The organism is Paraburkholderia sp. J67 (genome assembly GCF_905220265.1).
Taxonomy (GTDB): Bacteria; Pseudomonadota; Gammaproteobacteria; order Burkholderiales; family Burkholderiaceae; genus Paraburkholderia.
The window spans coordinates 211,995-224,633 of record NZ_CAJMZK010000002.1; the positions used below are offsets into that span (position 1 = coordinate 211,995).

Annotated in this window: 12 protein-coding genes; 4 read left to right on the top strand and 8 right to left on the bottom strand. The window is 66.2% G+C overall.

The window, feature by feature from the left end; translation table 11 throughout:
- Nucleotides 1-36 precede the first annotated feature (36 nt).
- Together U5782_RS04950 and U5782_RS04955 are read right to left on the bottom strand one after the other, a co-directional pair.
- Entirely contained in the window at nucleotides 37-1,656 is a 1,620-nt protein-coding gene (locus U5782_RS04950; RefSeq protein ID WP_322042711.1) for a TIGR01244 family sulfur transferase, read from the bottom strand.
- 66 nt (nucleotides 1,657-1,722) lie between these two features.
- Nucleotides 1,723-2,058 carry a metalloregulator ArsR/SmtB family transcription factor gene (locus tag U5782_RS04955; protein WP_322042712.1) on the bottom strand — a complete coding sequence of 112 codons (336 nt, stop codon included), beginning with the start codon at nucleotides 2,056-2,058 and terminating at the stop codon, nucleotides 1,723-1,725.
- Nucleotides 2,059-2,191: 133 nt separating this feature from the next.
- On the opposite strand from U5782_RS04955, the gene U5782_RS04960 reads away from it, so the two are divergent.
- The 3 genes from U5782_RS04960 (at nucleotide 2,192) to U5782_RS04970 (ending at nucleotide 4,452) form a co-directional block, all read left to right on the top strand.
- Entirely contained in the window at nucleotides 2,192-3,097 is a 906-nt protein-coding gene (locus U5782_RS04960) for an MBL fold metallo-hydrolase (RefSeq protein WP_322042713.1), read from the top strand.
- 169 nt (nucleotides 3,098-3,266) lie between these two features.
- Nucleotides 3,267-4,235: a zinc-binding alcohol dehydrogenase family protein gene (locus U5782_RS04965; RefSeq protein WP_322042714.1), complete on the top strand. Its 969-nt coding sequence runs from the start codon at nucleotides 3,267-3,269 to the stop codon at nucleotides 4,233-4,235.
- Nucleotides 4,236-4,275: 40 nt separating this feature from the next.
- Complete coding sequence (locus tag U5782_RS04970) at nucleotides 4,276-4,452, top strand: DUF1427 family protein (protein WP_322042715.1); 177 nt, start codon at nucleotides 4,276-4,278, stop codon at nucleotides 4,450-4,452.
- A 40-nt stretch (nucleotides 4,453-4,492) separates the two neighbouring features.
- On the opposite strand, the gene U5782_RS04975 is transcribed toward U5782_RS04970, so the two are convergent.
- The 3 genes from U5782_RS04975 to U5782_RS04985 all read right to left on the bottom strand — a co-directional run bounded on the left by U5782_RS04975 (nucleotide 4,493) and on the right by U5782_RS04985 (nucleotide 6,677).
- Nucleotides 4,493-4,945 carry a host attachment protein gene (locus U5782_RS04975; protein WP_322042716.1) on the bottom strand — a complete coding sequence of 151 codons (453 nt, stop codon included), beginning with the start codon at nucleotides 4,943-4,945 and terminating at the stop codon, nucleotides 4,493-4,495.
- 299 nt (nucleotides 4,946-5,244) lie between these two features.
- The gene (locus U5782_RS04980; protein ID WP_322043074.1) at nucleotides 5,245-5,379 is read right to left on the bottom strand and encodes an entericidin A/B family lipoprotein; all 135 of its coding nucleotides are present in this window, start codon (nucleotides 5,377-5,379) and stop codon (nucleotides 5,245-5,247) included.
- A gap of 194 nt (nucleotides 5,380-5,573) precedes the next feature.
- Nucleotides 5,574-6,677, bottom strand: coding sequence for a glycosyltransferase (locus U5782_RS04985; protein ID WP_322042717.1), 1,104 nt, complete (start codon nucleotides 6,675-6,677; stop codon nucleotides 5,574-5,576).
- A gap of 273 nt (nucleotides 6,678-6,950) precedes the next feature.
- Between U5782_RS04985 and U5782_RS04990 the strand changes: the two genes are divergently transcribed.
- Complete coding sequence (locus tag U5782_RS04990; protein ID WP_322042718.1) at nucleotides 6,951-7,985, top strand: glycosyltransferase family 2 protein; 1,035 nt, start codon at nucleotides 6,951-6,953, stop codon at nucleotides 7,983-7,985.
- Nucleotides 7,986-8,005: 20 nt separating this feature from the next.
- Here the strand turns inward: U5782_RS04990 and U5782_RS04995 are convergent, their stop codons facing one another.
- From U5782_RS04995 to U5782_RS05005, 3 genes are read right to left on the bottom strand one after another with little or no spacing between them, the layout of a single operon-like run.
- Nucleotides 8,006-10,555 carry a glycosyl hydrolase 2 galactose-binding domain-containing protein gene (locus U5782_RS04995; protein ID WP_415914251.1) on the bottom strand — a complete coding sequence of 850 codons (2,550 nt, stop codon included), beginning with the start codon at nucleotides 10,553-10,555 and terminating at the stop codon, nucleotides 8,006-8,008.
- 48 nt (nucleotides 10,556-10,603) lie between these two features.
- Entirely contained in the window at nucleotides 10,604-11,611 is a 1,008-nt protein-coding gene (locus tag U5782_RS05000) for a DUF1839 family protein (RefSeq protein ID WP_322042719.1), read from the bottom strand.
- Nucleotides 11,608-12,639, bottom strand: coding sequence for an amino acid--[acyl-carrier-protein] ligase (locus U5782_RS05005; RefSeq protein WP_322042720.1), 1,032 nt, complete (start codon nucleotides 12,637-12,639; stop codon nucleotides 11,608-11,610). The genes U5782_RS05000 and U5782_RS05005 overlap by 4 nt, the downstream gene beginning before the upstream one ends.

Sequence of the window (12,639 nt, forward strand, 5' to 3'; positions counted from 1 at the left end):
GGTCTCCTTTTTATCGAATCGGCTTGTGGGACCGGCTCAGCCTTGCGCGTCGCCCGGCGTCGCGCCCGTGAACCACTCGCGGCCCTTGAGCATGCCGCTCCAGTAGAAGCGCGGCAGCACGCTGGCCTTGAGGAACCACATCAGGCGGCGCGGTTGCGTCGGATCGAGCGGGAAAGTCGGCAGCAGCTTGCCGCCGTAGCCGAACTCGGCCAGCACCACCTTGCCCTTTTCGACCGTGAGCGGGCAGGAGCCGTAGCCGTCGTAGCGATAGCGCATTTCGGCGTTCGCGCGTGCGGCCAGCAGGTTTTCGGCGATGATCACCGCCTGCTTGCGCGCCGCCGCGCCGGTCTTCGCGTTGGGCGCGGAACACACGTCGCCAAGCGAGAACACATTCGGCCAGCGCGGATGTTGCAGCGTCGCGTGATCGACTTCGCACCAGCCGGCCGCATCGGCGAGATCGCTCTCGCGGATGAAGTCGGGCGGCACCTGGGGCGGCACCACGTGGATCATGTCGAAGCGCTTCTCGACGCGCGTGACGTTGCCGTCGGCGTCCTTGACCTCGAAGGTGGCGCGGCGCGCGGGACCGTCGATGGCGACCAGGTTCGAGCTGAATTCGAGCTGCGCGTTGTAGCGCTTCACGTACTCCATGAGCGGCGGCACGAAAGTCGGCACACCGAACAACACCGCGCCCGCGAGATCGAATTCGACCTTCACTCTGGCGAGCACGCCGCGCTTCATCCAGTGATCGCAGGCGAGATACATGGCCTTCTGCGGCGCGCCCGCGCACTTGATCGGCATGGCGGGCTGGGTGAAGAGCGCGGTGCCGCCCTGCATCTGCTGCACGAGCTCCCAGGTGTAGGGCGCGAGGTCGTAACGGTAGTTCGAGGTGACGCCGTTCTTGCCGAGCGTTTCCTGCAAACCGGCGATGCGCTCCCACGCGAGGCGCAGCCCGGGTGCCACGATCAGTTGCTTGTAGGCGAGGGTCTCGCCGTTCGTGAGGCGCACGCGGTTTTGCGCGGGCTCGACGCGTTCGGCGCCGGCGCGAATCCAGGTCGCGCCTTGCGGCATGACGCTTGCCATCGGGCGACGCGTCTTCTTCACGTCGAACGCGCCGCCGCCCACCAGCGTCCAGGCGGGCTGATAGTCGTGGTGATCGTTCGGTTCGACGATGGCGATGCGCAGATTGCGCTGGCGGCGCAACAGGCTCGCCGTCGTGCTGATGCCCGCCAGACCGCCGCCGATTACGACGACGTCCCACGCTTCGGCGCTGTTCGAAGCTTTTGCCTTAGACCCGCTCGGCGCGACCAGCGGCGCCGCCACGGCGCTCGCTTGCGCGAATTGCCAGAGATTGGTCGAACGATTGCCGGTGCGGCAGTAGGCGAGCACGGGCGCGGGCAGGTCGGCGAGCAGTTGCGCGAACTGCGCGACATCGTCGGGGCCGATCTTGCCAGGCGTCACCGGCAGGTACGCGAACTGGAGCCCGAGTTGCTGCGCGGCTTCGCGGATGTCGTTCGATGCCGGCTGCGACGGGCCGCCTTCGCCATCGGGCCGGTTGCAGATGACCGAACGATAGCCGGCGTCGGCGATAGCGGCGAGATCGGCGGGCGTGATCTGGTCGGCGCTCGCGAAGCGCGCGTCGTGTTGCACGAGTTGCATGGGCTCGATGACTCCTGGACTGGCTGAATGAAATGACGACGGCGACGTGACGCGACTGCCTTCGAGTTAAGCGGGACGCGCCTTGAGGCGGCCGCAATAGAGGCTGGACAGCGTCTGCATCACCTGGATGACTTCATGGCTTGCGAGGCGGTAGTAGATGTACTTGCCTTCGCGGCGCGTCTCGACGAGGCCTTCCTCGCGCAGCACGCCCAGGTGCTGCGACAGACTGGGCTGATGCACGCCGACGAGCGCTTCGAGCTCACCCACGTTGCGCTCGCCCTCGGTGAGCTGGCAGAGCAGCAGCAGGCGGTCTTCGTGGGCGAGCGCCTTGAGCAGCGCGCAGCACTTCTCGGCGGACTCGCGTAGCGCGCCGAGCGCCTCGGGTGTGAGAGGAGAGTTCATGGTCGGTAAAGGATGGACGTAGCGATGAACGAAGCCGTGCGCGACATCATGGACTGGCTGACAGTTTGTTGACAAACATTATATCGATTCATAATATGTGTTTCAATAGAACAAGCGCCGTAGGGAGCTTCCGATGTCCGAGCACGTTATCCGTCAGTCCGCCGAAATCAGTCCCGCTACCACCGCGCTTGTCGAACCCTTCTTCGATCCGGTCACGTCCACGGTCACCTACGTCGTGCACTCGGGGCGCGACTCGGCGTGCGCCATCGTCGATCCGGTGCTCGACTACGATCCGAAATCGGGCCGCACATCCACGGACTCGGCGCAGCGCGTGATCGCCTTCGTGCGTGAATACGGACTCACGGTGCAATGGCTGCTGGAGACGCATGCGCACGCCGACCATCTGTCGGCGGCGCCGTTTCTCAAGCAGGAACTGGGCGGCACGATCGCGATCGGCGAGCACATCCGCAGCGTGCAGGGCGTGTTCCGCGCGGTCTTCAATCTGGCCAGGACCGTGGCCGCCGACGGCAGCGAGTTCGACCATCTGTTCAAGGACGAGGAAACGTTTCAGGTCGGCCCGCTCGCGGCGCGCGCGATGCATGTGCCGGGCCACACGCCCGCCGATCTCGCCTACCAGATCGGCAACGCCGTGTTCGTGGGCGACACGCTGTTCATGCCCGATGTTGGCTCGGCGCGCTGCGATTTCCCGGGCGGCGATGCTCACACGCTGTATCGCTCCGCGCGCAAGCTGCTGGGCCTGCCGGACGACACGCGCCTCTTCATGTGCCACGACTATCCGCCCGCGTCGCGCGGCCCGAGCTTCCAGACCACGGTGGCCGCGCAACGCCACGGCAACATCCACTTGCACGACGGCGTGAGCGAGGACGCCTTCGTGCAGATGCGCAGCGCACGCGACAGCACGCTCGCGATGCCGAATCTGATCCTGCCGTCGATTCAGGTGAACATTCGCGCGGGCCGCCTGCCCGAGCCCGAGGACAACGGCGTGCGCTACCTGAAGATCCCGCTCGACGCGCTCTGACCCAACCTCGATTGAGACACCCGGAACGGCCTGCCTTCGCGCAGGCCGTTTGCATTGTCGGGACGTGAAACCCGCCTTGTCCGAAATTCGAAAGCATCTGTCCACTCAACTGCGTTTCGGCAATCTAGACTGGCTTCATGTTGAATCCCTGACCTAGCGGAGCCCCATCATGAAAGCCATCCAGTTCAAAACCTTCGGCAAGCCCGACGTCCTCGAACTCGTCGATCTGCCGACGCCCGCGCCCGCCGAAGGCCACGCGCTCGTGCAGGTGAAAAGCGCATCCGTGAACCCGAGCGACGTGAAGAACGTCTCCGGTCACTTCGATCACACGGTCCTGCCGCGCGTGCCGGGCCGCGACTTCAGCGGCGTGGTGGTGGCGGGTCCGGAAGAATGGATCGGCGCGGAAGTCTGGGGCACGGGCGGCGACATCGGCTTCACGCGCGATGGCACGCACGCCGAATTCATCGAGATCCCCGTGGCGGCGCTCGCACGCAAGCCGCGCGCGCTCACGCATGCGCAGGCGGCGTCGATCGGCGTGAACTTCGTGGTGGGCTGGCTCGGCACCGTCGATTACGCACAACTGGCGGCCGGCGAGACCATCGCCGTGATCGGCGTTTCGGGCGGAGTGGGCGGCGCGGTTACGCAGATCGCCAAGGCGCGCGGCGCGCGCGTGATCGGCATCGGCCGCGAGGCGCCAGCCGAGGATTCGCCGGCTGCGCGGCTGATCGACGCGTTCGTGCCGATGGACGAACACACCGCCGAACGCGTGCGTGCGCTCACGGACGGAGCAGGCGTGGAAGTGGTCTATGACGCGGTGGGCGGCGTGGCCTTCGAGCTGGCGCTCTCGCTCGTCAAGCGCCGTGGGCGGGTGGTCGAGATCAGCGCCACGGGCAAGCGCCGCGTGGAGTTCGATCTGATCGACTTCTATCACAACGAGACGCAGCTGCTGGGCGCCGACAGCGCGAAGCTCGGCGTTGCCGAAGCCGCGCCCATCATGCGCGCGCTGGCCGAGGCGTTCGATGCCGGGCAATTCGCCGCGCCCGTGGTGGCCGAGCGCTTCCCGCTCGAGCGCGCGCAGGACGCTTATGCCGCCGTGGCGGCGGGTACGCGCGGGCGCGTGGTCATCGACATCGCCTGAAGCGCGACGCCTCAACCTTCTCGAATCCAAGGAGCCCGCCATGAAGGCGTATCTGGTATCGCTGGCCGTGGGCACGCTCGCGGGCTTGCTCTACAGCGTGCTCGACGTGAAGTCGCCCGCGCCGCCCACGATCGCGTTGATCGGCCTGCTGGGCATGCTCGCCGGCGAGCACGCCATCGGCTTCGTGCGCAGTTGCATCACGCATTTCGCGGGCTGAGCGACTCGTTTCACCTTGCCCCGGTCTCGCCGAAAAGCGCTCAGGTCTGCGCGCGCACCAGCCGCTCGGGAAAGTGCGTGCGTAGCGTGCGCGGGTCGAGCAGGGCGAGATCCTTGTCGAGTTCCAGCGTGACGAGGCTCTTGGTCTGCGCGTCGAGCGCCTTGCGCAGCGCACCGAGAAACGCGGGCGGCGCGGCCAGCACAAGCGTGCCGTAGCGGCCGTCGTTGCGTGCCTTCGAGAGCGTGCCCGCGACCTCCGCCGCAAACACCGTGGATTCATGTTCGTGATGCGCCGTGTCGGGGTCGCTCGCCTGGCGGCCCGCGGCGGCGCGCTCGGTGCGGCCCGAGCGATCGCTGACAAGACTCTGCTGCGGCACGCGGCTTTCCGGATGGAGCAGCGTCTGAACTTCCTCGATGGCGCCAAGCGGACTTTCGGTCGCAAAAATGCGCGCGGTCACGCGATTGGCGACGACGACCCAGATCGACTTCGACATGCTTGCCTCCCTGCCGGTGCGCAGGCGTTGTGCAACGCCCAAGCGGTGAGTGGACTCGCGCGGCGCGGCGCGAATTTCAAGGGTAGCGCTTTCGCGCGGGAGGGCGAGGCGAATTTGCGCGTTTGCGCTGGCTGGCACGATCTCGCGCAGATCGAAACGCGAGCAGGAGCGGAACCGGAGGTGCGCGCCACAAAAGGGGCCGCAAGAACGGGAGGGCGATCAAATACGGGGCGGGAAAGCAAACAGGGCCGCTCACCCACATGGAGTGACCGGCCCTGGCGGCGTGAGGCAAGGCGCGCTTACTTCGCCTTGTCGGCCGAATTGGTGATGGCGTTGCCGCCCTTCGAGATATCTTCGCCCGCGCCGGCAATGGTGTTGCACGCGGCGAGCGTAAGCGCGAAGAGGGCAAGGGCAAACGCAAGATAACGCTTCATGTGGCTCATGTCGGCTCTCCTTTTGACGGAATCCCCAGCAACGAACGCTACGAACGGTAAGGTCGATCAGGTCGATACGGCGCTGCCCACAAGCCACCTGCGGCTTCGATGCCCGGCGCCGCGCGGCCATCGAAACGATTCTACGCGCGAACCGGGGCCACATGCTTTGAAGGCTACGGTCCCGATCCGATGAATCAGGTGCGCCGCTGTTTGCGCACCACGAGCCATTTCGGCGAGCGAAAACGCACGATGCTCACGTAGAGCCACACATAGGTCAGCGCAAAGACCACCACGAAGCAGAACAGGTGCAGCGTATGGCGCCAGAACAGGGTGGCCGGAATCACGGCGATCAGACACAACAGCCACAGGTACGGCGAGGTGAGCGAATTGCGGCGCGTGAGTTCGCGTGCGGTGCGCGCGCCGACGGCCCAGCGCATCAGCCGCTTGTACACCAGCATGTGCAGATGCACGCCGTCAGGGATGCCGGGCGACATGCCTCGCACGAACTTCTTGCGATAGATCGAGAAACAGGTCTCGAAGATCGGGTACATGAACAGCAGCACCGGATACCACGCCGAGACATCGCGGTTGCGCATCACCAGCAGGATCGACAGCTCGGCCAGCATGAAGCCGATGAAGTACGCGCCGCCGTCGCCCAGAAAGATCAGACCGGCGGGGAAATTCCACATGAAGAAGCCGAGCACCGCGCCCATCATGATGAACGACGCCGACAGCACGACCGGATCGTGCACCTGGAAGGCCACGTAGGCGAGCGAGGCGAACATCATGAACGCGACCATCGAGGCGAGGCCGTTGAAGCCGTCGATGATGTTGACCGCGTTGGCGAGCGCGGCGACCGCGAGCACGGTGACGGCGCACGAAATCGCCGCGTAGGAGAGCAGGAAATCGAGCGGCGGGACGCTGATGCGCGTGACCGCGATGCCCATCAGGAAATACGCGAGCCCGGCGGCGGCCATGGTGCAGATCAGGCGCGCGAGCGGCGAGACCTTCTTGGTCAGGTCTTCGACGAGGCCCGAGCCGAACGCCGGCATGCCGCAGGCAACGATGCCGAGAATCCCGCCCGAGACCGCCGGGTACGCGCCATGCAACTGCACCGCGGCCACGACGAGCCCAGCCAGGATGCCGGTTCCGCCGATGCGCGGCACGGGCCGCGCGTGAAATTTCTGCACGCCCGCGAGATCCGAATCGACGGAAAACCTTTCATGCAGATGCGCATAACGCACGATCAGCAGCGTGACCAGCAGTGAGACGATGAAGCCGAGTGCGAAGCTAAGCATGAAAGGTAAACGCAGGGCGGAAAAGGGGAATGCGGGATTATACAAAGGCGGCGCGACGCGCCTGCGGCGTGGCCACTTGTGCGGTGATTTATTGTGTGGGCGAGACGCCGCTGCGACGGGAAATGTTTGGACAGGACGACGTTTCTGGCCTGCGGGGGCCGCATGATAGTATGGCCGCCCGCGGCGTCACGAGCCCGCTCGTGAGACCGAGCCCACTTTTACGTCATGCGCCTGAGTGCTCGAAGTGACCAAGGCGCGCGCATTGCCTAGCCAATGATTCAGGATAACGGACAATCCGACCACGCCACCCGCGAAGGGCAAGCCGCGAACGAGGCTTCGCGTCCGCTCGTCTCGATGCTGCTGATCGCCTATAACCAGGCCGGTGTGATTGCCGACGCCGTGGCGGGGGCGCTCGCGCAGACGTATTCGCCGCTCGAAATCCTGATCTCCGACGATTGCTCGCCCGACGGCACCTGGGCCGCCATCGAAGCCGCCACGCGCGACTATCGCGGCCCGCACCGGATCGTGCTGAACCGTAACGAACGCAACGCGGGCATCACCGCGCATCTCTCGCAGCTTGCAGCGATGAGTCACGGCGAATTGCTGGTGGTCACGGCCGGCGACGACGTCTCCGTGCCGCAGCGTTGTGAGCGTCTCGTCGAGTGCTGGAACGGGCTCGACCGGCGCGTCGATCTCATCGCCTCGGATCTCGTGGAATTCGAAAGCGCTTCGCCGGACGCGGGCCGCATCGCGCCCACCGACCTCGGCCAGTACCGCAGCTTCGACGACTGGGAGCGCGAGCGTCCCTGGGTCGTGGGCGCCTCGCATGCGTGGTCGCGACGTCTGTTCGAGCGTTTTGGGCCGATGCTGCCAGGCGCGATGGCGGAGGACCAGATCATGACGTTCCGCGCGGTGATGACGGGCGGCGCGTACAGCCTGCGCGAACCGCTCGTGCGCTATCGGCGCGGCGGGCTGTCGGGCAAGAGGCGCTATCGCACCGTCGACCAGTTCATCGCACGCGTGAAGCTCACGACCGCGTTCGGGCTGGCGGAGTCGGAACAGTTTCAGCGCGACGCGCAGACTGCCGGTGTCGGCGAGCGTATGCGCGCGTTGCTCGTGCCCAAGCTTGCGCGCGAGCACTATGCGCGTGACGTGTTCGCGGTGGATGGACTGGGCGCAAAGCTCGGTCTGCTGCTGCGCACGAAGGAGGTCAAGATGGGCTTCAGGCTGCGCATGTTCCTTTATGCCGCGTGCCCGGGTATCTATCGGCCGTTTTTTGCGCTGCGTGCGCTCGTCAAGAGCCGCTAGGCGAGCGCGTTGGCGGGCGCTTAGCGATAAAACACCGCTGCCGCCGCATTGATCGCACGCACTTCGCCATCGGGCGCGATGTTTTCGATGTTCGCCTTCGCGTCGAGCGGCACCAGATCGATCGTGACAGGCCGGTTCGGCGCGAGATGGAACCAGTCGCGGCGCGCGCGATAGTGCGCATCGGCGATATGGACGCAGCGCGCGAAGCGCCGCGCCTCCACCACCAGTTGCCAGCCGTGCTCCGCGCGCTGCGGCGTCGCCACGATGCCCAGATCGTGCCGCTCCAGCGCGCGCCGTTCGGGCAGGTGAAAGACCTCGGAGATCACCGCGCCGCTTACCGGATCGCGCAGCGTGACGATCGTCACATCGTGCGCGCGCGGCCCGAAGCGGTACGCGTGCGTGAAATCGAAGAAGCGTCCGAGCAGATCGGCGGCGCTCACGCGCTGCACGCTGCGCGGCGCGAGTTCGATGGCGCGCGTGGCCTGTGCGACGCTCACTGCGCCGTCGCGCAGGCAAACCAGTTCGAGTTGTAGCGCGAGCGCCTCGGCGCGTTCGTTGACGAGGTGGATATCGAGCCCGTTGAGTCCTTCATCGGTGATGACGGCCTGCACTGGGTTGAGCACCTGGGCGAGCGCGTGCCACGCACTCTTGGGCCGCCCGCACGCGTCGATCGTGCCCCAGCCCGCGCCCGCGCGCAGATCCTGCAACTGCCATACGAGACCCCCGCCACACGGCGATCCCGCGCGCCGCCATTCAGAGAACACGTCGATCATCAATTCGGCGACCACGGCGCGCGACAAATCCAGATAGCGCTGAGGATCTTCGTAGCGCACGGCGGCAGGCTCGATGCCGAACAGCGCGCGCACGTAGTGATCGCGCACATCGTCGAAATCCCAACCCGCGCCCGGGTCGCGCGGCACCGCCGTTTTCCAGCGCGGATCGTGCGCGTGGATCGTGCCGAGCGCGTCGTGCAGCGTGGCGTCGTCGGGCACGTTGGCGAATGCGAGGCACTCCGATGCAAAGCGAACCTGCGAGCGGCGCACATCGTCGAGCGGGCGTTGATACGCGCTTACGCCGTAGTAGTGCGTGACGCCCGTGCGCGTCGAGAACGGCCACGTGCCGCCGGATGGCGAGTTGGGCACATAGGCCACGTCGGGCCGTTCGCGCGCGACGATGCCGGGCAATTGCTGCGTGAAGAGCGTCTGCTCGCGCATCTCGGGCGGCAATCCGAACATCGCGCCTTGCTGGTCGGCTTCGCTGCCACCGCACAGCACGGCGAGCGCGGCGTAGCGGCGCGTGCGCGCGAGAAACTGTGTGGCTTCCGTCTCGACGGCGGCGGTGAAGGCCGCATCGGTCGGATAGTCGAAATTGGCGAACGCGAAGTCCTGCCAGACGAGGATGCCGTAGGCATCGGCGAGCCGGTAGAACGCGTCCGATTCGTAGACCATCGTCCCGCCCACGCGGATCATGTTCATGCCCGCGTCGCGCGCCAGTGCGAAGGTGTGTTCGAGCTGCGCCTCACTGCCCGCGAGCGTGACGAGATCGGCGCTCGTCCAGCAGGCGCCGCGGCAGAACACCGGCGTGCCGTTGATGCGCAGGGAGAAGCCCGCGTCGTCATCGGCGTTGAGGTTGCGATCGACTTCGATAACGCGAAAGCCCACTTCGCCGAGCGATACCGCATGCTGTGCGAGTTGCAGCGTAAGCGCGTGGCGCGTGGGCTTGCCGTGCGTGTGCGGCCACCAGGGTTCGACATTGGGCACACGCAATGTGCCAGTGAGCGTATGCGCGTCTTGCCAGGTCAGGGCGATTTCAGCGCCGGCGCAATGGAGTGTCGCCGCCTGCATGCCGTCGTGTGCATGCACGAAGCGCAGCGTCACCGTGACGACGCCGTCGTCGCCGTCCATCGCAGTGGCGAGATCGACGTCGCGCAGCGCATCGGGCGCATCGCTCAGCACGTCGATCGGACGCCACGGCCCGGCCGCGTGCAGCGACGCACACCAGCCTGGCATATGCCCGAGCAGGGTGGTGCGCACGTTGCGCAGCGTGGGCGGCGAAACAAGGCGCGGACGCCAGCGCGCCCGCGTGCGCCGCGCGCCGAGCGCGGCATCGAGCGAGCGGAAGCAAAGCGCCAAGGTCGCAGAGCCCTGCAATTCGAATTCGATGTCGTGCGCGACGAACATCGACGCCGATTCGAGCAGCAGCGTGTCGTCGAGCCAGACTTCGGCGATCGAGGCGAGGCCATGCAGGCGCAAGCGCCGCGTGCCGTGGCCACTCAGCGTCGTGCGATACCAGTGATCCTGCGAAGCGAAGGCCGGTGCGCGCTCAACGTCGAGCTTGCCCGCTGCGCGCCAGGCGGACGCGACGGTGCCCGGCACCGGGGCATCGAGCCAGTCCGCGTCGCGCGTCGCCGTATCGAGTGCGCCCGGCGTCGCGCAGGCGAAAGCGGGCGTCGACACGCAGCGCCACTGTGCGTCGAGCGGCACAGGCCAGAGATCGTCGCCCGTGCGCGCGAGCGCAAGAGACGACGCGCTCGCGCCAAGGTCGTGTAACTCGTTGGGCAGATTACGCACGCAGTGTCCCCCGGCGGATTGTTCGCCTCGCGCCTTCCATCATGAACATCAAGTCATCAGAGCGGCGAGCGGCTCCAGCGTCTGCGCGTAGTTCGCTTCCAGCACGTCGAAGCAGTCGTCACAGGTGTCGCGCCGGTTGCGTGCCATCGCGCGCACGAGGCGGAACTGCATCACCATCGCCTCGGAAGCCACCTTCTGCGCCGCTGTCGCAATCTCGTGTGGCACGGCCACGCCCTGCGCGTCGAGCCAAAGCAGATACTTCGACAGAAACTCGAAGTTCGCGCCGAGTTGCCGCATCAGATTGAACGAGTACGGATGGAAGAACGGTTCGCCGCGTTCGAGCAGCGTGTCGAGCTGGGCGGGAAACGCCGCGCGCCACTCCGTCACCGGATTGCGCGTCGGACGGCGCGCGAGATGCGCGCGCAGCAGCGCTGCGGACTCCTGCGCGAGCGCGTGGCCTTCGAGCGGGACGCGCACGCGTTTGGCGAATTCCACATACGGGAACAGCAGATCGCTTTGCCCCGCGAAGCGCGGCAGCTTGCGGAATACGCCGTCGTAGTCTTCGCCGTCGAGCGTGTGATAGCCCGTGTTGTGAAAATAGCCGAGCCGCTTGCCCACCGGATCGATGAAGTCGATGCCCACGCTGGTCTTCGGGTGCTCGCGGCGGTACGAGGTCGCGCGCGTGTTCGGCAGATAGAAGCCGTCCACTTCGACGAGCACGGTATGACCGCGCTGCGTTTGTGCGTGCACCCGGTCTTCGAGCGAGTCGTAGATCGCCAGTTCCGTCACCTGGGTGCCGTAGAGCCGTTCGATGTCCTCGAGCGGAAACTTGAAGAACGTGAACTGATCGCCCTCGAAATCCTGCGTCACGGTGAAGGCGAGCGCCGCGCGCGGATCGAAGCCCATGCCGTGCAGCAGCTCGATCCACAGATCGACATAGCAGTTGGTCTCCACCCACACGCGTTCGCCCTGGTGCAGCGCATGCGACTCGTGCACGCGCGGGGCGCTCTGAGAGCCAACTTCGGTGACGGCCGCGTTGGCGTTTGGGGCGTTCATACGCCGGTCTCCGCGAGACCGCGCTGGATGCGTGCCTTCGTGTCGCCCCACAGGAGCGCGCGCACGTCGTCGGGCCACGCATTGACATCGAGGCCGTGATGGCGGAACAGCGCGAGCGTGATGCGCTCCATGCCGAAGCCGACGCAGCCCGTATGCGCGGTCGAGCCATCCTCACATTCGATCTTCCAGATGCCGCCGAAATGATCCATGTGATAGTTGAACGACAGGCACGCGGTCTTGCTATCCGGATTCGCCACAGGAATCAGCAGTTCGAACTTGAGCGCCTGGGCGCGCTGGCTGTCCGCGACGATCTTGCCGCCGCGCCCGAAGAACGGGTCGTTGGCGAGATCGACATCCACCGGCAGTTCGAGCAGCGAAACCAGCAGCGAGCCACGCTCGATCCACATCTGGCGGAACGCCATGACCTGTTCGGGATTGCCCAGACGCACATATTCGCGCTGGCGGAACATCTGCATGCGCGCGGGGTCGAGCGAGGGCTCGTGACGGAAGCAGTACGACAGCACGTCGATCGTGCGGCCGTTCGCGGGCAGCGGGCCGCGCCGCGCCATCACCGGATAGATCGGATAGCAGGCCGCTGGCGTGAGCACCACGCGCGTCGGCTTTTGCTGCTCCATCCATGCGGTGTCGCGATCGTCGTCGCTTTTCTCCATCGCGTCGTCGAGGCAGCGCAGCAGGCGCATCTGGCCCGACTCATTGCCGCAGAACGAATGGATCGTGCCCGCCAGTTGCGGGAAGTTCTTCAGGTACTCGCTGTCCTCGAAGTCGGTGCGGCGCATCGCGGGCGGAAAGCGCAATACTTCGGCATCCTGATCTGCGCCAAGGTGGGTGATCGCTGCATTGAGGCGATCGACCACGTCCTCGAACACCTGGCTGCGGCCGTAGAGGCCGTTCTCGCCGGTGTCGATCAACAGGCCGCAGGCGATCAGTGCGTCGCGGAAGGTCGGGGCGGGCGCGTCAGTCGGTGCGCCCGCAGCGGCCAGGGCGGCGGTTTCGGTCATCGTGTTCAT